The organism is Parvimonas sp. D2, assembly GCF_035282635.1.
Lineage (GTDB): Bacteria > Bacillota > Clostridia > Tissierellales > Peptoniphilaceae > Parvimonas.
Genome location: NZ_JAYKBO010000007.1, coordinates 1 through 23,303, shown reverse-complemented (window position 1 = coordinate 23,303; position 23,303 = coordinate 1). Strand labels below are relative to the sequence as shown.

The following is a 23,303-nucleotide window of genomic DNA, read 5'->3' as shown; positions in this document are numbered from 1 at the left end:
TTTGATATTTTTAATGAGGGTTTTAAGACCCTCATTTTTTATTGTTCATTATTTATTTTTGTTAATAAAATTTATTACTGCCTCATTAATTTCTTTCTCATGTCCTAATAAAAGGTGTCCGCCAGTTTCAAATATTTTCAAAGTACTATTTTTAAATCTTTTTACAGAAGTAATAAATTTTTCATATTTTGTTATTTTGTCATCTTTTGATTGAAAAATTAATGTTGGAATTTCAATTTCTTCAATAATATAATTATCATAATTCACTGCCATATCTGGATTAGTAATTTCTCCATCTATTTTTACTCCTTTTTTTCTTTTATCAATTGGTAACATTGTTTTAACTACATTGCTTTCCATTCCCATAATAGTTTTAAAAAATGGACTAATCAAGTACATAGGAAGATTATTACATAAAAAATTAGGAGGTGCTTGATATAAATTTATTTTCTTAGGTTTTTCTGTCTCAGGCATTGCAGAACTATATAGAATAAGTCCTTTACATCTATTTGGATAGTCCAGTGCAAAACGAATTGCTACAGTTCCTCCTGCTGAAGTCCCTACAATAAATACTTTATCGATATTTAATTTATCTAAAAGCTCAATATATGCTTTACATTGTTCTTCAGGAGTTCCTTTTCCTAATACATCACTGTTGAGGTATCCAAAACGTGATGGGGACAATATTCTATAATCTTTAGTTAAATCTTTTAAACTTTCATAACCTTGATCAAAACCTCCAAAAATTCCATGACATACTAATAATACCTCTCCATTTCCTCTGTCAAGATATTCTATATTTCCATAAGATAGAATCATTTGACTTGGTTGATAGTTTTTTAATTTTTCAATAGCCTCTTTTAAATCATTGTTAAGCTTAATACTCATAATCATAGTATAAAAAAATATACATATAATTAAAATAATAAATAATATTTTTAAATTTTTCATCACAACTCCAAAGTATCACAAAATAGGTTTATAAAGTGTTCAAGTTCTTTTTTTCCATCTTCTAAACTTTCTTTTTTACAATCATATTTTTGAAGTAAAAAATAGATTTGGGAATAAAATATTTTAGCTATATCTTCTGCACTGGTAGATTTCAGTTTTTTAGGTGGGATTAATTGAGAAAACACTTGTGTTTGATATTTTATGGGTTCATCTAAAAAGATTTTTTCATACAAATCATTGATTTGACTTTCTCTATAACGATCTATTATTAACATTTTTCTAAAATTTGAAGCGATTTCATCTAAAATATAAAACTCAAATAATTCCTTTGCGATTTTAATTATATCTTCTCTTTTTTTATTTATATACATATCGCTGTTGCTAGAATTTCTAGGCAATAAAAGTAGATCTCGTTTCTCATTCATTTTTTTATAAAATATTTCTATACAGCTCTCAAAAATTTCTTGTTTACTTTTAAAATGTTTATATAAGCTAGGAGCCTTAATACCAACCATCATTGCAATGTCCTTTACATAAACATCAGAGTATCCTTTTTGAGCAAAAAGTTTTAAGGCTTCATACATTATTTTATCTTTAGTATTCATAAATCCTCCTCTCGAGCTAATTATGATTAGCTTAATTATATTATAAGCTAATTACAATTAGCTGTCAAGTTAAAAAAATTTATTTTATCTATAGTTTTTGAATTAATTTTTATAAAATAAATAATTTATATTATAAAGGGTATACAATAACTGCATTTACTTCTTAATATAATTATTTTATTAAATTTAAAATAAAAAGTAAAAACACACTAATCACAATCATATTATTAGAATGTAAATACCACACTTAAAATTTATAGAAAATAAGCTATGTAAAATTTTTGCATAGCTATTTTTTTATTCAAGAGCTATATTATAGACAAAGATAAGAAACTATTAAATCGTTGAAAAAACTCATTTACTATGATACAATGATTATGTAAAATATTGAAAAATTATTTTGTATAATTGAAATTTATGGAGTATTAGTTATTATGAAAAAATTAAAAAAAAATATTTATCTATATTCTATATTAATTGTTATTTTTAGTATTTTTACAGTTTATTCAAATGCTAATATGCCAATGGTAATTAAGGAAATTACAGATAGTATTACAGAAAAACAATTTGATAAAATTTTTGGATATTTTGTAAAATATGCTCTACTAATAGTATTAGTGTTGTGTTCTGAATTTATTGGCAAATTGTTGAATGCTAAGTATAGAAGATTATTATATATGAGACTTAGAAATCTTTTTGTCAGAGGAATTTTGTTTAAAGGTAAAAAGGGAGAAAATCCTCAAGAGCTTTATTCTATTTATAATAATGAGATAGAATCTGTTGTAGAAGAATACTATTTAACAATACCACATATTATATTTCAAGCAGTATCTATTATTTGGTATATGTATTTGCTGTTTTCATTGAATATTCTTGCATCATTTATTATTCTAGGAACAAATATTATATCAATTCTAATTCCTTATTTTTTTGAAATAGATATGCAAAGAATAAGGGAAAAGAGCATTTTAGGACTAAGACGATTAAATACAGCTTTTTATGATATTGTTGAGGGAATAGGCACTATAAAAAGATATTCCGTAGAAAAAAATATAAATGATAAAATGGAATCTATTTCATCTGATGAACAAAAATATGCTTATAGATATAGCATAAAAAATGCAGTTCTAGAAATTAGCATGGGGGCAATTTCATTTATATCCCAGTTTCTAATTTATTATGTTGTAATCAGTTCAATTATTAGTGGAAAAGAAACTATCGGAGCTTTTATAGCAATATTGCAATTATCAGAGTTGTTAATATATCCGATTAATACCATTTCCAGCTATTTGATAACTGTATTTTCTATAAAGAAGGTAAAAAATGATTTATTTAAAACATTGTCTGACCATGAATTTGAAGAAAATAAGCGAGAGAGAGTTGAGAAAATTGAATTTGAAAATGTAAGTTTCTCTTATAACCAAAATAAATATATTATTGATAATTTTTCAAATGTTTTTGAAAGCGGGAAAAAATATCTTATTAGAGGTCAAAACGGCTCCGGAAAGAGTACGATTTTGAAATTACTGTTCGGGGAGCTTGAAAATTATAGTGGAAATATAAAGATAAATGGTAAAAATATAAAGGATTATCCTGATATTTCAAAAAATCTTGTCTATGTTGAACAAAATTCGTTCCTATTCAATGAAAATATAGTTTCAAATATAACTCTATTTAAAAATTTTGAGGATAATTTGATTTATGATATTTTAAATAAAGTAAATTTGGATAAAAAACTTATAGAAAATAGAAATGAAAATTTAAATGAATTAAATCTTTCAATTTCCGGTGGTGAAAAACAAAAAATAATAATTGCTAGAGCTTTACTTAGAAATAGTAATTTTTTGGTATTTGATGAAGCTATGAGCAATATTGATAAAAATTCAATTTCAATAATTGAAAAAATGATTTTAAATGATAAAAACTTAGGATTTATTAATATTTCTCACAATTATTCAGAAGAAAATGTAAAAATGTATGACTACATTTTAGAATTTACAGGAGAAAAAATTAATATAATAAAAAATTGTTAGCAATAATTACATTCCCGATACTTATGTGTCGGGATTTCTTCTGATTTTTAGTAGATTTTTGGTGAAAAAATTTACAATAGTATAGTAAGTGTGCTATAATGTATATAGCTTTATGCCTGTTGATAAAGCTATATACATTTCATCATAACTACCATAGAAAAAGTTATCGTAAAGGAGTTATGATATAATTAATAGCTTTATGCCTATTGATAAAGCTACATATTATAAATAAAAATAAATTGTTAAGATAAATTAAAGTTAATTGTTATTAAAAAAGGAGAGATATACTTTGTTTGATAAATTAGAACTATTAGTTGAAAAATTCGAGGAGCTTGAAAAGAAAATTATAGATCCTGAAATTATGAAAGATATGAATGTTTGGCAAAAACTTGCTAAAGAACATGGCGATATGAAGCCTATTGTTGAAAAATATAGAGAGTATTCAAAACATAAAAAAGAACTTGAAGAAAATAAAGAGATGTTAAAGGAAAGTTTGGACGATGAAATGAAAGAACTTGTTAAGGAAGAAATTTCTGAATTAGAAGATAGTATTGAACAAGAAGAGCAAGATCTTAAAATTTTATTATTACCAAAAGATCCTAATGACGAAAAGAATGTATTTATGGAAGTAAGAGCTGGTACAGGTGGAGATGAAGCGGGACTTTTCGCAGAAGATCTTCTTAGAATGTATAGAATGTTCGCAGATAAACAAAAATGGAAAACAGAAATAATGAGTATTTCTGAACAAGGAGTTGGAGGAATTAAAGAAGTTGTTTTCTTAGTTAAAGGTCATGGAGCATATTCAAAATTGAAATATGAAAGTGGCGTTCATAGAGTTCAACGTGTTCCTGCTACAGAATCAAGTGGAAGAATTCATACTTCTGCTGCAACTGTTGCAGTTTTACCTGAAGTTGAAGATGTTGATGTTGTAATAAATCAAAATGACCTTAGAATTGATGTTTATAGAGCTAGTGGTAATGGTGGACAATGTGTAAATACAACTGACTCTGCTGTAAGAATTACTCATATTCCTACAGGAGTTGTTGTTACTTGTCAAGATGAAAAATCACAGCTTAAAAACAAAGAAAAGGCAATGAAAATTTTGAAATCAAGACTTTATGAAAAGTATCAAGAAGAACAAAATAAGGATATTGCTGATGCAAGAAAATCGCAAATAGGGTCAGGCGATAGATCTGAAAGAATAAGAACTTATAATTTTCCACAAGGAAGAGTTACAGACCATAGAATAAATATGACTATTTATCAATTGGATAGTTTCTTAAATGGAGATATTTCTGATATGATTGATGCTCTTATCACAAGCGATCAGGCTAAAAAAATGTTAGCAATTGCGGAGTAGATTATGAATTTAAATTTACAAAATAAATTTGTTAAATTTGGTGTTTATCTTGTATTATATACATTTGGGATTTTTGTATTTTTCAATTTTGTTTTTGCAAAAAAAGAAGATGACGTTTTAGTTAATACAGTAAAAGAGATTGAAACTAATACAAAAACTTTAAATGCTAATGGAATTGATGTGTCTAAACTTTCAACAAAAGTTAATACTGGTGAAAAAGGAAGCATTTTAACAGAACAAACTGTTATGGAAGGACTTGCTAACAGTGAAGATTCAGATATTCAAGAAATTTTAAAAAGTAAGGATAAACTAACTTATCCATATCTAGCTTTACTTTATAGAAATCCATCTGCAAAACTTTTTATAAAAGATAAACTTGAAAATAGAACAGTGGATAATTTTACTGGAGAAAGTGTTGATTTTAAAAGAGATATTCCGTATTATTTACAATGGGATAGACGTTGGGGACAAAAGAAATACACTGATGACAATATTGCCATAAATGGTTGTGGACCAACTTCGATGGCGATGGTTGTTGCGGGGCTTCTAAAAGATAATTCGATAACTCCTGTGGAATTGGCAAAGTATGAAGAATATGCTGAAGGTTCAGGAACAGGTTGGAAATATTTTACAGAAGTTCCAAAAAAATATGGATTAAAAGTTAAAGACTTGAAAACTGATGAAGAAGTTTTTAAAAAGGAGTTGAAAAGCGGAAGACCAATAATTGCAAATGTAGGACCTGGAGATTTTTCTTCAATAGGACATTATATTGTTTTAGTTAGTGTTGATGAAGATGGTATGTTCATAATAAACGACCCAAATAGTCCCACAAATACAAGTGAAAAGTGGAGTTATGAGAGATTAAAATCTCAGATGAAAAATGCTTGGTCTTTTACTAAAGGAGAATAGTTTTGAATTTTTTAGAAAGAATAATAAATTTTTTAGTTTATTTTTTTAGATCAGAACCTGAGGGCTATGACATTGAAAAATACGGATTTACTCATATTGTATTAATGTTAATTGCTTTTTTGGGTGCAATTTTAATTTATAAATATAGAGATAAATTTAAAAATAGTAATAAAAATATTTTAAAATTTTTAGTTATAGTATTATTATTTCAACAAATAATACTATATACTTGGTATATATTTAGTGGAGCTTTTTCAATAGAGACAAGTTTACCTCTATATGATTGTAGAGTTGCAATTATATGCTTGATATATGGTGTGTTTTTTAATAATGATAAATCCAAAAGAATTGGTATATATCTAGGATTTGTTGGTTCTGTTGTAGCTCTTATAACACCAGAGTTAGACAGATTTATATTTCCACATTATACTTGGATAAGTTTCTTCGTTGGACATACTTTGTTACTTTGGATAAGTTGTTATATATTCTTTGTAGAAGAAATAGAAATTTCATTTAAAAAATATACAGAAGTTTTTGTTTTTACAAATATTTTGCATATAGCAATTGTAATTTTCAACAGTCTTACAAACTGTAACTATGCATTTCTGTCAGAACCGCCAATTTTTAAAGATGTAGCTGATAGATTGCATCCAATAACATATATAGCAATTATGATGTTGGTGTTAAATTTTGGTTTATATCTTGTACATTCATATTTTATGAAATCAAGAGATGGAAAATTTAAAATATCACATAGAAAAATTGAAAATTAGATGTTTATTGATTATTGTTCAGATAATTTAAAATATAATATTAATTTTAAAAAAGTGATTTGTTTTCAAATCACTTTTTTAATGAAAAATAATTCTTGAATTATGAAAAAATCTCATTTTATGGTATACTATAAGGTGATATTTATATTATAAAGAAGGGGTTTTAATTATGAAAAATTTATATTTGTTATATGGTGGAAAAAGCGCAGAACATGAAATTTCAGTTTTAACTGCTAAGTCCGTTATAAATAATTTAGATAGAAAGAAATATAAGATATTTCCTATTTATGTGGATAAATGTGGAAGATGGAATTACTTGGGAGAAAACACAAAAAATATTGAAAATGAAAAAGAGTTGGTTGTAGAAGGGAGCGGAAATGTTGCGGACTCTATTTCAAGTTTTTTTGTAAATGATTTTGTAAATGAAAATGCTATTTTCTTCCCTGCGATGCACGGAACATTTTCAGAAGACGGAACTATTCAAGGTTTCTTTGATATAATGGATCTTACATATGTGGGAAATAATGTTTTATCCTCTGCTGTTTGCATGGATAAGGGAACTGCAAATGATGTTTTTGCAGGTAATGGTATTTTACAACCTGAATATTACTTAGTTACAAAGTATGAGTTTGATAAAAATAAAGATTTGCAAATAAAAAATATTCTTGAAAGAATCGGTGAGGTTTCTTTCGTGAAGCCTTGTAATGCTGGCTCAAGTGTTGGAGTTACAAAGGTAACTAAAAAAGAAGAGATTGAACCTGCTCTTATTGAAGCTTTTAAATATGATAATAGAGTTTTAGTTGAAGAGGCTGTTATTGGAGATGAACTTCAAGTTTTAGTAATGGGAAATAATATTTTAAAAGCTAGTTTACCTGGTGGGGTTAAAGTTACTAGAGAATTTTTTGATTATGAAGCAAAATATTTGGATGAAACAACAGACCACATTATACCTTGGGATTTAACTGAAGAAGAAATTAAAGAAATTCAATCAGTAGCAAAGAGAGCTTATGCAGTTACAAATTGTAAGGGCTTTGCTAGAGTTGATATTTTTGTAAGAGATAGCGATAGAAAAATGTTAGTTAATGAAATTAATACAATTCCTGGAATGACTGCTGTATCTATGGCGCCTGCAATGTATATGAAAACTTTTGGGAAGACTTATAGCGACTTTTTAGATGAGTTGATTGAACTTGCCGTTGAGAATAAAAAAGAAAAAGATTCTTTGACTACAAATAGGGGGTAATTATGTTAAAAGCAACTTTGGAGACAATTGCTAAAATAGTAGGTGGAAATTTGGTTACTACAAGTATGAAAGATAATGTTGTAGAGGGAGTTTCTACAGATACTCGTGATATTCAAGTTCACAATTTATTTATTCCGCTTGTAGGAGAAAAGTTTGATGGACATAATTTTGCTTTTGATGCTATTCAAAAGGGAGCAGTTGCTACTTTATGGGATAAAAAGCATCCTACTCCTTATCTTGATGCTGGAATTATTGTTGTTGATGATACATTACAAGCGTATCAAAAACTCGCAAGCAGTTATTTAAAAGCGACAGGAGCAAAGGTTATTGGAATAACAGGCTCAAATGGTAAAACAGGTACAAAGGATATTTTAGCCGCAATTTTAAAAGAAAAATATAGAGTTCATAAGACTGCAAAAAATTTTAATAATGATATTGGTGTTCCTAAAACTATTATGGAAATGGACTTAGATGATGAAGCCGTTGTTCTAGAGATGGGAATGGATCATTTTGGAGATATTAAAACTCTTACAAATATTGCAAAACCTGATATAGCAGTTATCACAAATATTGGTGATAGCCACTTACAAGAACTTAAAACTAAAGAGAATATTGCAAGAGCAAAGTTTGAAATTTTAGAAGGATTAAAGCCTGACGGAATATTTATTTATAACAATGATGATGATATTTTAAGGGAAGTAATAAAAGAATATACAATTCATCAAAAGATTATAAAAATAGGGACAAGAGAAGATTCTGATGTGATTATAAGACCTATTCGTTCTGATGAAGAGGGAAGTAGTTTTTCAATCGGAGAGTATGCTTATAGCATTCCATTTATTGGAAAACATCAAATCTACAATGTTTCAGTAGCAATTACAATAGCAGGGCTTATGGGAATGAGTTATGAAGATATTGTAAGAGGTCTATCAAAAGTAAAGCTTACTGGAATGAGAATGGAACTAATGCATTTGTCTAATTTTGATATTCTAAATGACTGTTATAAGTCAAATCCTCAGAGTTTAACTTCCTGTATTGAAACTGTTTATACTATGAAAGGTTATAAAAATAAGATTTTAATTCTTTCTGATATGTTGGAACTTGGAGAGGATGAGAGAAGATTACATTTTTCTATTGGTGAAAAAATAGATAGAGATAAGATTGACTATGTAATATGTATTGGAGATTTAGCTAAGGAAATTTATAATGGAGCAAATAGAAATTTCAATGTAAATAATCTTTTCTATTTTGAAACTAATGAAGAAGTCGTAAATAAAGTTAAAGAACTCATTTCAGAAAATACTTTAATTATGGTAAAGGGAAGTAGAGGAATGAAACTGGAAAATATTATTGAAATGTTAAAGGAGATTTAATATGGATAAAGAAAGACTTTTGAATACATTTTTAGATTTAGTAAAGATTTACTCACCTTCAAGAAATGAAATAAATGTTATGAAGTATATAACTAAAAAGTTAGACAAACTTGGGATTAAATATATTTTGCATGACCATTCTGAAGAATATGGTGGAAACACTCCTGTAATCATTGCAAAACTTGAAAAAAATTGTGATGATGAAAAACTTAAACCTATTTCTCTTTCAGCTCATATGGATGTCGTTGAACCTTCAAAAGATTTAGATGTTTATGTTGAGGATGGACTTGTTAAAACAAGAACAGAAACAACTTTAGGTGGAGATGATAAGGGTGGAGTTGCAATTATTTTAGAAACTTTTGAAAATTTAGTTGAAAATAATTTACCACATAATGATATATTTGCAGTTATAACTCCATCTGAAGAAATCGGACTTTTGGGAGCAAAATCAATTAAATGGGAAGAAATTCCATCTGAATTTATGCCTGCAAAAGATATGCTTGTACTAGATAATGGTGGTGGATCAGATCTTGTAGCTGTTGAAGGACCTTGTATGTATAAGATAAATGTTCATTATGAAGGAGCTTCAGCACATGCTGGAATTGAACCTGAAAAGGGAAGAAGTGCAATTATAGCTATGAGTAATGCTATTTCAAAGATGAAGATAGGAAGATTAAATGACCATACTACTTCAAATATAGGTAGCATAATATCTGAATTTCCTACAAATGTAGTTCCTAAAGATTGTAAAATCAAGATGGAAGTTAGATGTTTGAATGAAATTGAAGCAAAAGAAAATGTTGATAATTATATAGATATTTTTGAAAAAACTGCAAAAGACTTTGAAGTTAAATGTAATATTGAAGTTAAATACGATTATCCACCATTAAAACAAATTGATGGAAATAATTTATTAAATAGAGTTTTAGATGCATATAAAAAAGTTGGGATTACAGCCAAACCAATTAAAATTGGTGGCGGTTGTGACGGAAATATTTATTTAAAAAATGGATTCCATTCTGTAATTTTAGGAGTTGGAATGTACAAAATTCATACGATTGAAGAATATTTAGTTATTTCCGATATGGAAAAAACGGCAGAGGCGGTTTTGGAATTCATTACAAAATAGGAGGGAATATGTATAAAGGATATAAATTAATTCAAGAAAAATATATAAAGGATGTAAATTCTGACTGTATTTTACTTGAACATGAAAAAACCGGTGCTAGAGTTTTTTTGATGAAAAATGATGATGACAATAAAACTTTTAGTATCGGATTTAAAACTATTCCTAAAGATAACACAGGAATTTGCCATATAATTGAACATTGTGTACTATCTGGTTCAAGAAAATTCCAAACAAAAGAACCTTTTATGGATATGGTAAAGATAAGTACAGCAACATTTTTAAATGCTATGACTTTTCCTGATAAGACTGTTTATCCTGTTTCTAGTAGAAATGAAAAAGACTTTAAAAATTTGATGGATGTATATATGGATGCTGTTTTCTATCCTGCGATGAAATCTGATAGAAGGATTTTTATGCAAGAAGGTTGGCATTATGAACTTGAAAATGAAGAAGATGAACTTAATATTAAAGGTGTAGTATATAACGAAATGAAGGGAGCTTATTCTGTTCCTGAAACAACTCTTTATTATAAAGTAAATAATGCCCTTTGTCCTGATACTGTTTATGCTAAAGAATCAGGGGGAGAACCTTATGAAATTCCAAATTTAACTTATGAAGATTTTTGTGACTTTCATTCAAAATACTATCATCCTTCAAACTCATATATTTATTTATATGGGGATTGTGACATGGAAGAAAGACTTGAATTTTTGGATAGAGAATATCTTTCAAACTTTGAAAAAGAAGAACTTGATAATTTTGAAGGAAGTCAAGTACCTTTTGATAAACCTAAAAATGTCTTTGATGAATATTCAGTTTCAAAAGATGAAGATACTAAAAATAAGACATTCTTAGCTTATGTTTCTTGCTTTGGAGAAAGTGATGGATTAAAAGACGGAATTATATCAAGATTACTAAATGAAATTTTGATTGAGATGCAAGGTGCGTATTTAAAAGAAGCTCTTTTTAAAGAAAATATATGCGAAGATGTTTCTTCGATTTCTATGGAATCTACAAAATTTTCAAGTTTTGGGGTTTATGTTACAAATTCAGAAAGGGAAAATTTAGATAAATTTAAGGAAGTTGTAGAAAAAACTTTAACAGATGTTGTTAATAAAGGAATTGAAAAAGAAAAACTAATTGCGGTATTGAATAGAACAGAATTTTCTGTAAGAGAACTTTTAAATTCTACAACTGCTGGAATAGAATGTATGTTACATGTTTGTGACAATTGGTTGTATGGTAAAAATCCTATGGAATCTTTAGCTTTTGATGATGCTTTATCAGAAATTAGAGAAGAAATTCTAAATAATAGATTGTTAGAAAGAATTATTGAAGAAAAGATTTTAAATAACAATCATAAGGCATTTATTGTTCTTCCGCCGAGTGCTGGACTTAATGACAAAAAAGATTTGGCTCAAAAAGAGTGGTTAAAGAGATATAAAGACTCATTAAATAAAATTCAAGTTGAAAAAATAATTGAAAATACTAAAAATTTAATTAAATATCAACAAACAGAAAGTTCTGATGAACAAAAAGCTACAATTCCAAAATTAAAAATTGAAGATATTGATAAGGAAACTTTAAAAATTCCGAATGACATAGATAAAGTGGAAGATATAACAGTTTTAAAACATGATATTTTTACTTCAGGTATTAACTATGTAGATATTTGTTTTGATTTAAAACATATCTCAAAAGATGAAATAGTATATTTATCATTAATCGAAAATCTATTAAAATCTTTGGATAAAAAATCAATGTCTTACAAAGATTTTACAGTTGAAACATTTTTACGTTGTGGAGGAATTTCAACTACAATTGCAACTTTGACAAATTCAAAAAATAGGGAAAAATTTGTTCCAAAATTTGTTGTAAGTGTAAAATTTTTCTCTGAAAAACTTAAAGAAACTGCAGAGCTTGTAAAAGTCTTATTAAAAGAAACAATTTTTACAGATAAGAATAGAATAAAAGAAGAAGTTTTAGCTATAAAAGGTGAATTGGAACAAGATATTATCGGAGCTGGTCATCTTTACGGAATAAACAGAGCAAAATCATATTATTCAAATAAGGCTTATTATGATGAAAAAGTTAAAGGTATTGATTATTTGAGATTTATTCAGGATTTAGCTGAGAATTTTGATGAAAAAATTGATAATGTGATTGAAAAAATGGAATTTGTTTACAATAGGATGTTTAAGTTAAACGAAACAATTGTAAATATAACAACAACAGAGGATAATTTTGATAATATAGAAAAAGAATTTGTTGGACTTGTAAAAGAGTTTCCTAAAATAGAAGATTCTCCTTATGATTTTACATTTGAAAAAGAGAATTTAAAAGAAGGAATTGCAACATCATCTGATGTAAATTATGTTACTTTTGCGGGGGATATGAAAAAGTACGGTATAGAGTATTCAGGAAGTTTTGCATTGCTTTCTAAAATTTTGAGTACTACTCATATGCATAATAATATCAGAGCGATAGGCGGAGCTTATGGTGCTGGATTTAGTATAACTAGAGATAGTGAAATAATTATGTTCAGCTATAGAGATCCTAATTTAAAATCTACAAAAGAAATTTTTTCAACAGTAGGGGAATTTGTTTCAGAAATGGAACTTTCAGAAGAAGATTTAGAAAGTTTTAAAATTTCAATGGTAAAAGATTTTAATCCATTACTTACACCAAAACATAAAGGTTATACTTCTATGATTATGTATATTACTGGGTCAGATGAAAAAGAATTAGAAATCTATCTAGAGGAGCTTTTAAATGCAAGATTAGAAGATTTAAAGGGACTTTCAGAAATAATAGGTAAAGTATTAGAACAAGATACTTTTGTAGTTGTAGGAAATGCAAATAGAATAAAGGAAAATTCTGAAGAATTTAAGAATATTCTGGTTTTAAAAAAATAACCAATAAGTTTTATATTATTATATTACACAAGATAAAAAGCACTGCATATGCAGTGCTTTTTATATAGAAAATCTTTATAAATAGAGCTTTTTGTATAAGAAATTAATATAATAAAATTATTGACTTAAGTAATTATTACAAATATAATTAAATAAAATAGATAGTTAAAATTTAAAAATTATTTTATTAAATGGAGGAATTTTATGAAAAAAAGAAATCTTGTTTTATTATTAGTTTCTGCATTAGTTCTATGTTCTTGTGGAAAAACGGCTAAGAGAGCTGATGATAAAACTACTACAAAAACTGATGATACTAAAGAAAAATTGACTATTGGAAAAGTTGATTTAAATGATCCTGATTTGGAAGAAAAGTGGAAAAAAGAACCAGCTTATGGAAGAAAGATAATTATAAACTTTGATGGTGGACTTTGTGCTTCTACTTTAGGGGTAACTCATGCAAAGGGATATTTTGCAAAACAAGGATTAGAAACTCAAGTTGTTAATAATCCAGAACCTAAAGATGCGATAGCAACAGGGAAAATTGATGTTATGGTTGAACATATTTCAACATCACTTATTCCTGCTGTTAATGGTTTAGACATAACTTTTACAAGAGCTGTAAATACAGGATGTAGAACTATGTTTGTTTTGAAAGATTCAGATATTAAGTCAACAAAAGATTTAGAAGGAAAAACTGTTGGAGTTCATGGCGGAATTGGTTCAGGTGATCACAATATAAGTCTTAGATTTTTTGCAAAAGATAATGTAGATCAAACTAAGGTTAAATTTAAACCAGTAGAAAGTGCAGCTTTAATCCAAGCTATGAAAAACGGTGAAATACAAGCTTGTGTATTGTCAGATCAATATGCAAAAGAATTTATTGATAAAGGAATAATTAGAGCAATTCGTTCAATAACTTGGGATGATGATTTTAAAATTGAACCATGCTGTGTACTAATTTTAAATAAAAAGTTTGTTGAAGAAAATCCTATTACTGCTGCAAAGATTACTGAGGCACATAGACAAGCAAGTGAATGGGTAGAAGATCACAAAGAAGAAACAGCTGACATTGTAAAGGCAAATAACTGGGGTTCTGGTGATAGAGATACAGATATTTACTTTTTAAATGCTTATAGCTTTAGAATTTCAGATGAACAAACTGAAAAATCCTTAAATGATATAGTTAGAGATTATAAAAAGTTTGATTTGATAGATAAAAATAAAGAAGCTAAAGATATTTTGAAAGATGTTTGGAAACCAATTAATCAAAAATAAATAGTAATTATTAATAAAAAAGAGTTGTTTAATTATAACTCTTTTTTATTATATATTATGATATGTTAATAATGTATTATTGATTGAGTAAAACTATTTCATAAAATTTACTAATAAATAGGACTTTTACTATTAAAAATTAATATAAATAAATTGTTGACTTAATTATTTAAGATGTTATAATTTATTTAGTCAAAAATATTTTAAATTATAAAAAAGATTATTACATAAATTAACAAAGTTTTTTGACGATTATTTATATGGAGGGTGTTTATGAATAAGAAAGGAATTAGTTTATTGTTATTATCAGCTATGCTATTTAGTGTTTCAGGATGTGGAAATACTGCAAAGAGGGCTGATAACAGCCAAAGTTCTGAAAAGAAAGAAGAAAAAAATGAAAGTAAGATGACCATCTCGGATGTTGATTTGAATGATCCTGATTTAGAGGAAAAATGGAAAAAAGAGCCACGTTATGGAACAAAAATCATTTTAGGATACAACGGGGGACTTTGTACTTCTGGTTTAGGAATTGCTCATGTTAAGGGATTTTTGGCTAAACAAGGTTTAGAAGGTGAGATTAAAAACTTACAATTATCTGTTGCAGATGCTATTGGTACAGGTAAGTTAGATGCGACTACAGACCATATTTCTACTTCTGTTGTTCCTGCGGTAAACGGAACTAATATGGTATTTACAAGGGGAGCGCATACTGGTTGTAAATCTCTTTTTGTTTTAAAAGATTCAGATATTCAAAAAACAAGTGATCTAATTGGAAAAGAGGTTGCTATTCATGATGGAATTGGAGCATCTGACCATAATATAGCTTTAAGATTTTTATCAAGAGATAAGGTTGACTATTCAAAAGTTAAATTTAAAAATGTAGAAACTGCTGCAACTATTCAATCTATGCAAAATGGAGAAATTCATGCAGCGATGTTTTCAGATCAGTTTGCACAAAAGTTTGTTGATCAAGGAATTATTAGACCGATTCGTTCAATAACTACTGATGATGATTTTAAAATCGAACCTTGCTGTGTACTTATTTTAAATAAAAAATTTGTTGAAGAAAATCCTATAACTGCAGCAAAACTTACGAAGGCTCATAAGGAAGCTAGTGATTGGATTGAAGAAAATAAAAAAGAAGCTGCACAAGTAATTAATCAAAACAATTGGGGTTCAGGAAATGCTGATTCTGACCAAAAATTTTTAGAAACATATAATTTTAAGGTTACTGATGAGAGAACTACTGAATCATTGACAGATGTTTTAAAAGATTATGCAGAATTTAAATTAATAAAACCAGAAGCTAATTCAAAGGAAACTTTAGCGGAAATTTGGAGACCTATGAAAAAATAATTTGGAGTAAATATGAGTATTGATGTAAAAAACTTGACTAAGGAACAGTTAAAGGAAATAGAACAGAAGCCAAAAAGCAATTTAAATAAATTATTTGATAAAATTATTATATTTTTGCCTGTAATAGCTATAGTAATGGCTTTATTAGAATTTTATTATGTTCCTAATTATGGAGAAAATGGAATAACTGATGTTTATGGCATATTTTTGGGAGTACAACTTGCTTTATTTTTAATTTTTGGAATTTTATCATTCTTTATAAAGAGAGTTTATTATAAAATTAGACATATTGCTCCTCTAGCTACATTTGTCTATATTTTGCTTATTTTATATGATTATGCAACCCTAAAGACAAATTCACTTTTACTACCTTATTTTCCTTGGGTAGATAATATTTTAAATGCAATGTTAACTGATAGAGCTTATTTGCTAGATTGTATTAAAAATTCATTGAAGTTATTATTTACTGGTTATTTTTGGGGAGTTTTAATTGGACTTATAACTGGTATTGCTTGTGGTTATAGTAAAATTGTAAGTTATTGGATTTCTCCTTTTATGAAATTATTAGGAGCAATTCCATCTATTACTTGGATTCCTGTAATAATGGTATTCGCAAGTTCTCTTTTCAAAGGTGCTGTAATAGTAATTGCACTTGGGGTTTGGTTTTCAGTAACAATGTCTAGTTATACGGGAATTAAAAATATCGATGTAGCCTATTATGAAGCAGCGAGGACATTGGGTGCTAGTGAAAGACAGTTAATTTTAAATATAGCAATTCCATCCGCACTACCACATATCTTTCAAGGTTTAGTGATGGGTATGAGTACGGCCTGTGTATCATTGTTAGCTGCTGAAATGATAGGAGTTGAATCTGGGCTGGGTTGGTATATAACTTGGCAAAGGGGTTGGGCGAAATTCTCTAATATGTACGGTGCAATAATTATAATTTGTATTATATTTGTTATAGTAAATTTTGCTTTGGGATATATTAGAAAGAAAGTTCTTAAATGGCAAGAAGGAGTGATACAATAATGGAAAAGAGAAAATTAGAATTAAGGAATGTCACAAAGATTTTTCCAAATTTTGATAATAAGGGTATCACCGAAGTTCTTCACGATATAAATTTAACTGTTGAAGAAGGAGAGTTTGTTTGTATAGTAGGACCTTCTGGATGTGGAAAATCTACCCTGTTAAGATTAGTTTCTGGATTAATTCCTGTAACTACTGGGGAGCTTAAGTTAAATGATAAATTAATTGAAGGAACGAATGTTAATAGAGGAATGGTTTTTCAAAAACATACTTTATTTCCTTGGTTGACACTTAGACAAAATGTAGAATTTAGTTTTAGGATGTCAGGGAAATTAAAAGAAAATAAAGAAAAAGTTGATAGATTTATCAAGATGATAGGAATGGAAGAATTTCAAAATTTCTATCCTCATCAACTTTCAGGTGGAATGGCTCAAAGGGTTGCACTCATAAGGACTATGATAACTGAGCCTGAAGTTTTCTTGCTAGATGAACCTTTGGGTGCTTTGGATGCTTTTACAAGAATGAATATTCAGCATGAACTAATAGAAATGTGGAAAAGTAATAAAAATATGATGTTTATGCTTGTAACACATGATGTGGACGAGGCAATTTATCTTGGAACTAGAGTTATTGTTATGGCACCAAGACCTGGAGTTATAAAGGAAGATATAAAGATAGATATGGAATATCCTAGAAATAGAAATAGTGATGAGTTTATAGAACATAGAAAGCATATTTTAGATGTTCTTAACTTTACAACTTAATTTAAGTTGATATTTATATTGACGATAGTTTGATTATATAATGTTCCCTATAAGCAAAAGAGATGAGTTTGTCAGCGACTTGTCTTTTTTGCTTATAATAGATTTATCTTATGAATAATGATTATTTAATAAGAAAAAATAATTTAACATTTTAAAGCAAATAATATATAATCTAAGTAGTTGCTTTTATGTATACTTATAAAACTAGAAAGGAGTTAAAATGAAAGAAGAAACAACTAAAATTAAACTTCCTAGTAAATTTGAGGATTTTAATGAAACTAGAAAAAATGGTTTTTTAAAGATGAAAGAATTGAAAGAATCTGGTCAAAAGGTTGCTGGTATATTTTGTACATACACTCCTCAAGAAGTGATTTATGCTGCCGGACTCATTCCGGTTAGCTTATGTGCCACAACTGAAGATTCTATAAAATACGCCGAAAGAGATTTGCCTAAGAATCTTTGCCCACTCATAAAATCAAGTTATGGTTTTGCTGTAAGCGACACTTGCCCATATTTTTATTTTTCTGATATTGTAATTGGAGAAACAACTTGTGACGGAAAGAAAAAAATGTACGAACTTATGGGAGATTTTAAAAATGTTCATGTAATGCAATTACCCCAAAATAATAATGATGAGTTATCATTGAAACTCTGGACTAATGAAATTTATAAATTAAAAAGAAAGTTGGAAGAAACTTTTGATGTGGAAATAACTGAAGAAAAACTTTGGGATGCAATAAAGATGGGAAATCAGGAAAGAAAAAATTTAAGAAATTTTTTTGAACTTGGAAAGCTAAACCCCTCACCTTTAAGTGGAGTTACAATGAGTGGAACTCAAGATGCTTTTGGTTTTAATTTTAATAGAGAAGAAAAAAACAAAAGTATTGTTGAAAAAACTAAAGAAGTTTACGAAATGTGGGAAAACGAACTGAAAGGTAAGAAGAGCAAAAGGCCAAGAATTTTAATTACTGGTTGTCCGGTAGGAGGAATTCGTGAAAAAATATTGACTAAAATTGAGGAAGCAGGAGCTGATATTGTAGTTTATGAAAATTGCTCTGGTGTTCGTGAAAAACTTGAACTAATTGATGAAAATATGGATAATCCAATTGACGCGATTGCAAAAAAATATCTTAACTTAAGTTGTTCTGTTATGTCACCTAATGAAAAGAGATTTAGGGACTTGGATATGTTGATAGATGAATATCAAGTAGATGCAGTTATAGAAATTGTACTTCAAGCTTGCCATACATTTGCTGTAGAATCTACAAAAGTTAAAAAGTTTGTAACAGAGAAGAAAGGCAAGCCTTATATGTATATAGAATCTGATTATTCTATGACGGATGTTGGACAGGTTTCAACTAGAATTGAAGCGTTTTTGGAGATGATATAATGAATATAGGAATAGATATAGGATCGACGGCATCAAAAGTTGTTGTTTATGATAAGGATAAAGATGAAATACTTTATAAAATATTGATGCCATCAGGTTGGAATAGTAAAGAAACTTCTGGAGAAATTTACAATAATTTAGTTGAGAATGGATTTGATGTTGATAATTCATTCGTTGTAGCTACTGGATATGGAAGAGTTTCAGTTCCGTATGCAGATAGAGTTGTTACAGAAATTACTACACATTCCAAAGGTGCAATTTATTTGTTGAAAAGGGATTGTGATGTAATTGATATTGGTGGACAAGATACAAAAATTATAAATATAACAGATGGTTTAGTTAGTGATTTTATAATGAATGATAAATGTTCGGCAGGAACAGGAAAATTTTTGGAGATTATGAGTAATCGATTAGGAGTTACTTTGGATGAAATGTTTGAATTATCCAAAGTAGGAACGCCAATTCCTATAAGTTCAACTTGTACTGTTTTTGCAGAATCTGAAATTATTTCTCTTATGGGACAAGGTAGAGCAAAAGAAGATATAGCGAGTGGTGTTGTTCACTCAATTGCAAATAAGGTTGTTGGTCAAACTAGAAAATTCAGAAATGAAGCGGATTTGTATTTCTTAACGGGTGGCTTTTCGAATAATGCTTATATGGTTGAGCTTTTAGAAAAATTATTAGGTAAAAAAGTTGAAACGCACGAATTAGGAAGATTTGCTGGTGCTTTAGGAGCTGCATTGATGGGGGAATAAAATAAAAAAAGTTCTGTTTTGAGATTTAGCTCATTTTTACAGAACTTTTTTTACTATATAAATTAAACAAAAAAAGAAAGCTTTAAGCTTTCTTTTAAGTTTTACGGTGATTTGGGGGTACACCGCAATTTGGAGAGAGTAACTCATTGAAATTATAATGAGTAATATAGGTTATGTTATTCTTTAAAGTAAAACATCTTTAATGCTAAGCGCTAAAATTTTACTTAACAAAAGTATATCACGCTTTTTAAAATAAGTCAATAGTTTTTATAAATTTTTTTGAAAAAATATTCAAAAAAAATTCTTTTTTAGCTTCTAAATTTTTACCTCATTTTATAATAAAAGGTATAGTAAAAGCATGATAGCTTAAAATTTTTGTCTTTTAATTAAAATTGTGGTAAAATAACTAAAAGTATACTATGGATTTATATAATATAAAGGAGATTTTATGAAAAGGAAATCTTATGCAAAAATAAATTTAACTTTAGATGTAATTGAAAAAAGAGAAGATGGATATCATAATATAGATGGAATTATGCAAATGATAGATTTATATGATGAAGTTGAAGTTAAAATATCTGATAAATTTGAAATTACCTCAAATTCTAAAGAAATTCCTTTAGATGAGAAAAATTTGGTTTATAAAGTTTATTATGTTATGAAAGAAAAATATAAATTTAATGAAAATTTCTCAATACATATTGATAAAAATATACCAGTTTCTGCGGGAATTGGAGGAGGAAGTAGCAATTCTGCAGTTGTAATTGAGATGATTAATGAACTTTTAGGACTTAAAATGAGTTTAGAAGATCGAAAACAGATAGGAAGAAAAGTAGGAGCTGATATTCCATATTTGCTTGTTGGTAAAACTGCTAGAACTAAGGGAATAGGTGATGAACTTGAAATTCTTGGAAGTTTACCGACTACAGATATTCTTATTGTAAATAATGGAGTTGAAATTTCAACGCCTTATGTTTATTCGAAAATAGTTCCAAGTGGTAATAGTGAAAGAGTAGATAAACTCATAAGTACATATAAAAATAGAAAATATGATGAATTTTTTAGTAATTTATATAATGAAATGGAAGAAGTGTCAATTTCATATTGCCCTGAAATTAAAAATATCAAAGATAAAATGTATGAATTTAATTGTGTTAAATCTCTTATGAGTGGATCAGGACCAACTGTTTTCGGGATATTTAATAATAAAGATATAAATGATGCTTATGAGTTTTTTAAAAAAGTGTATAAAAATACTTATAAAGTAAAGACAATGGAGAGATAGAATGGATAATAGAGCGATAGGAGTTTTTGATTCTGGAATTGGTGGACTTACCGTTGTAAAAGAATTGATGAAAGTTCTTCCAAATGAAAAAATAGTATATTTTGGAGATACAGCTAGAGTTCCTTATGGCAATAGAAGTGAAGAGGCAATTAAAAGATTTTCTGAAGAATGTATAGAATTTTTGAACAAAAAGGATATAAAGGCTCTAATTATAGCTTGTAATACTGTTTCAGCAGTTGCACTTGAAATGCTTAAAGAAAAGTTTGATATGTATATACTAGGAGTAATTGTTCCCGGAAGTAGAATGGCAAGTGCTGTAACAAAAAACAAAAAAATTGGTGTAATTGGAACTAATGCCACAGTTTTAAGTGGAGCTTACGAAAAAAATATAAAAAAAGAAAATCTGGAAAATGCAGTCTATTCAAAGGCTTGTCCTTTATTTGTACCAATTGTTGAAGATGGTTTATCAGATTCGAAAATAGCATTGGATATGACTGAATTTTATTTGGATGAATTGATATCTCAAGATGTGGATACTATAGTTATGGGTTGTACTCATTATCCTATATTAGAAAATACAATAAAATTGATAGTTGGTGATAATATAAATTTGGTAAACCCTGCAAAAGAAACAGTAGTAGAAATGAAAAGATATTTAGAAAAAAATAATCTATTAAATGAAGAGTTGAAAAACAATAATAATATATTTTATATAACGGATGATGAAAATAAATTTAGAAAAAATTTACTTGATTTTATAAATATTAAAAATCCGAATATTAAAAAAGTAGATTTAAAATAAATGAATAAAAATAAGAACTACAACTTTCTAGGATGCTTCACATCGGTGGTACCTGGAACCTTGTTGTTTCACAAAAAAAGCCATTTAGAAACGTTCTAAATGGCTTATCTACTATTTAAAATAAATTTTCAAATTAACTATTTGCTTTTGAAAAATAAGATGTTAGGCCAAACTATAGCATTTGTAACTTCACTAGCTTTATAATATCTGTCCTTTCCAACAAGTTGACCATTTTTATATTTTCTAGATCCTGAGTCAGGGTCATATACTTCAAAATAAAGTTCATTATTTATATATTTATATCCCTTAACAATAAAAGTATGACGAACAACTTGTGGATCGTTATGGCTCTTTCCGATAGTTGAAGGATTATTACGAGCTCCGGATATTTTAGTCATATCTGCAAAAAACATTCCAATATAACCATCCTTAACATATTTTCTTATTGGCATATCACTCATATTTCCACGTTTAAAATTATATGTTACATATTTAATATTTCTCTTTTTTAATGCATCTAACATTATATCAGGAATCCATCCTTTACCATCTGCTAGATATTCATTTCTAAGAGATTCTCCAGTATCATTACTATTTGGATCTAAAAATTTTAAAATCATAGCGGTACAAGTAGGAACACAATTATCCATGTGATATTTTCCTGTTACATTTTGATCCATATACCAGTCATAATCTTTGTTATTGGAAACAGTTACACCTTGAGCGGCTTCTTCTTCTCTAATCTTCTTTTCATTTTCTATTTCTTGTTCATATTGTTTTACTTTGTTTTTCTTTTGCTCTTCAATTTCTTTTTGCTTTTTTGCTTTATCTTCTAGCTCTTTTTCTTGCTTTTCTAAATCTTTCGCAATTCTTTCTGCTTCTTGATTAGTCTTTTTGATATTTTGATTTACGCCTTTATTTGAACAAGCTGAAGTTGAAATTGTAATAACTAAAGCTAAAGATAGTAACTTAATAAATTTTTTCATAATATCCTCCTAAATTAAATATTATTGTAAATTTAATTACAGAGTTATTATACCACAATTTTGTTATGTATAAAAATAATTACATTAATTTATAAAAATATAAGATTTTATACAAAAAACATTAAAAAAAAGTATTGACAAGCACTCGAATAACTGATATAATAAAGACCCAGTGAAAACTGGGTCACTTTTTTTGTAAAAATTTAATAAAAAATTTTTTAAAAAAGTGTTGACAACCAAAAAATGTTGTTGTATAATATAATGGTTGTTGTGAAACATTAAAAATTTCATATAGTGATAAAAACTTTGAGAGTACAAAGAAAAACAATAATTTAGGTGTAAAAAAGTCAGCGAGAGCAGACGAACTTTT

19 protein-coding genes are annotated in these 23,303 nt (G+C 27.7%); 16 read left to right on the top strand and 3 right to left on the bottom strand.

Features of this window, described 5'->3' with window-relative positions:
- Nucleotides 1-48 precede the first annotated feature (48 nt).
- Nucleotides 49-951, bottom strand: coding sequence for an alpha/beta fold hydrolase (locus VJI77_RS06920; RefSeq protein ID WP_323988869.1), 903 nt, complete (start codon nucleotides 949-951; stop codon nucleotides 49-51).
- Nucleotides 951-1,556 carry a TetR/AcrR family transcriptional regulator gene (locus VJI77_RS06915; RefSeq protein ID WP_323988867.1) on the bottom strand — a complete coding sequence of 202 codons (606 nt, stop codon included), beginning with the start codon at nucleotides 1,554-1,556 and terminating at the stop codon, nucleotides 951-953. Before VJI77_RS06915 ends, VJI77_RS06920 begins: the two co-directional genes overlap by 1 nt.
- Nucleotides 1,557-1,990: 434 nt before the next feature.
- Here VJI77_RS06915 and VJI77_RS06910 point away from each other — a divergent pair, with 434 nt between their 5' ends.
- The 16 genes from VJI77_RS06910 (at nucleotide 1,991) to murI (ending at nucleotide 21,947) form a co-directional block, all read left to right on the top strand.
- Nucleotides 1,991-3,589, top strand: coding sequence for an ABC transporter ATP-binding protein (locus VJI77_RS06910; RefSeq protein ID WP_323988866.1), 1,599 nt, complete (start codon nucleotides 1,991-1,993; stop codon nucleotides 3,587-3,589).
- A 289-nt stretch (nucleotides 3,590-3,878) separates the two neighbouring features.
- Nucleotides 3,879-4,949, top strand: coding sequence for a peptide chain release factor 1 (gene prfA, locus VJI77_RS06905; RefSeq protein WP_323988864.1), 1,071 nt, complete (start codon nucleotides 3,879-3,881; stop codon nucleotides 4,947-4,949).
- A 3-nt stretch (nucleotides 4,950-4,952) separates the two neighbouring features.
- Entirely contained in the window at nucleotides 4,953-5,858 is a 906-nt protein-coding gene (locus VJI77_RS06900) for a C39 family peptidase (RefSeq protein ID WP_323988863.1), read from the top strand.
- Nucleotides 5,859-5,860: 2 nt separating this feature from the next.
- Nucleotides 5,861-6,631, top strand: coding sequence for a YwaF family protein (locus tag VJI77_RS06895; protein WP_323988862.1), 771 nt, complete (start codon nucleotides 5,861-5,863; stop codon nucleotides 6,629-6,631).
- Nucleotides 6,632-6,800: 169 nt separating this feature from the next.
- Nucleotides 6,801-7,874, top strand: coding sequence for a D-alanine--D-alanine ligase family protein (locus VJI77_RS06890; protein ID WP_323988861.1), 1,074 nt, complete (start codon nucleotides 6,801-6,803; stop codon nucleotides 7,872-7,874).
- Nucleotides 7,875-7,876: 2 nt separating this feature from the next.
- Complete coding sequence (locus VJI77_RS06885) at nucleotides 7,877-9,247, top strand: UDP-N-acetylmuramoyl-tripeptide--D-alanyl-D-alanine ligase (protein ID WP_323988860.1); 1,371 nt, start codon at nucleotides 7,877-7,879, stop codon at nucleotides 9,245-9,247.
- Between the two features lies 1 nt (nucleotide 9,248).
- Complete coding sequence (locus tag VJI77_RS06880) at nucleotides 9,249-10,376, top strand: M20/M25/M40 family metallo-hydrolase (RefSeq protein ID WP_323988859.1); 1,128 nt, start codon at nucleotides 9,249-9,251, stop codon at nucleotides 10,374-10,376.
- A gap of 8 nt (nucleotides 10,377-10,384) precedes the next feature.
- Complete coding sequence (locus VJI77_RS06875) at nucleotides 10,385-13,291, top strand: insulinase family protein (protein ID WP_323988857.1); 2,907 nt, start codon at nucleotides 10,385-10,387, stop codon at nucleotides 13,289-13,291.
- Between the two features lie 204 nt (nucleotides 13,292-13,495).
- Nucleotides 13,496-14,566: an ABC transporter substrate-binding protein gene (locus VJI77_RS06870; RefSeq protein ID WP_323988856.1), complete on the top strand. Its 1,071-nt coding sequence runs from the start codon at nucleotides 13,496-13,498 to the stop codon at nucleotides 14,564-14,566.
- 273 nt (nucleotides 14,567-14,839) lie between these two features.
- Nucleotides 14,840-15,922 (top strand): ABC transporter substrate-binding protein, encoded by a 1,083-nt coding sequence (locus VJI77_RS06865; RefSeq protein WP_323988854.1) that lies wholly within the window; start codon nucleotides 14,840-14,842, stop codon nucleotides 15,920-15,922.
- A gap of 12 nt (nucleotides 15,923-15,934) precedes the next feature.
- Nucleotides 15,935-16,954, top strand: coding sequence for an ABC transporter permease (locus VJI77_RS06860; protein ID WP_313961490.1), 1,020 nt, complete (start codon nucleotides 15,935-15,937; stop codon nucleotides 16,952-16,954).
- Nucleotides 16,954-17,715, top strand: a complete 762-nt coding sequence (locus VJI77_RS06855; RefSeq protein ID WP_313961491.1) for an ABC transporter ATP-binding protein — start codon at nucleotides 16,954-16,956, stop codon at nucleotides 17,713-17,715. The genes VJI77_RS06860 and VJI77_RS06855 overlap by 1 nt, the downstream gene beginning before the upstream one ends.
- Nucleotides 17,716-17,935: 220 nt before the next feature.
- Nucleotides 17,936-19,105, top strand: a complete 1,170-nt coding sequence (locus tag VJI77_RS06850; protein WP_313961492.1) for a double-cubane-cluster-containing anaerobic reductase — start codon at nucleotides 17,936-17,938, stop codon at nucleotides 19,103-19,105.
- The gene (locus VJI77_RS06845) at nucleotides 19,105-19,860 is read left to right on the top strand and encodes an acyl-CoA dehydratase activase (RefSeq protein ID WP_293440928.1); all 756 of its coding nucleotides are present in this window, start codon (nucleotides 19,105-19,107) and stop codon (nucleotides 19,858-19,860) included. The genes VJI77_RS06850 and VJI77_RS06845 overlap by 1 nt, the downstream gene beginning before the upstream one ends.
- A gap of 448 nt (nucleotides 19,861-20,308) precedes the next feature.
- A complete protein-coding gene (gene ispE / locus VJI77_RS06840) occupies nucleotides 20,309-21,145 on the top strand; it encodes a 4-(cytidine 5'-diphospho)-2-C-methyl-D-erythritol kinase (protein WP_323988852.1) in 837 nt (278 codons plus the stop codon).
- Nucleotide 21,146: 1 nt separating this feature from the next.
- The gene (murI, locus tag VJI77_RS06835) at nucleotides 21,147-21,947 is read left to right on the top strand and encodes a glutamate racemase (protein WP_323988851.1); all 801 of its coding nucleotides are present in this window, start codon (nucleotides 21,147-21,149) and stop codon (nucleotides 21,945-21,947) included.
- 137 nt (nucleotides 21,948-22,084) lie between these two features.
- Here the strand turns inward: murI and VJI77_RS06830 are convergent, their stop codons facing one another.
- Complete coding sequence (locus VJI77_RS06830) at nucleotides 22,085-22,933, bottom strand: hypothetical protein (RefSeq protein WP_323988850.1); 849 nt, start codon at nucleotides 22,931-22,933, stop codon at nucleotides 22,085-22,087.
- Between the last annotated feature and the right edge of the window lie 370 nt (nucleotides 22,934-23,303).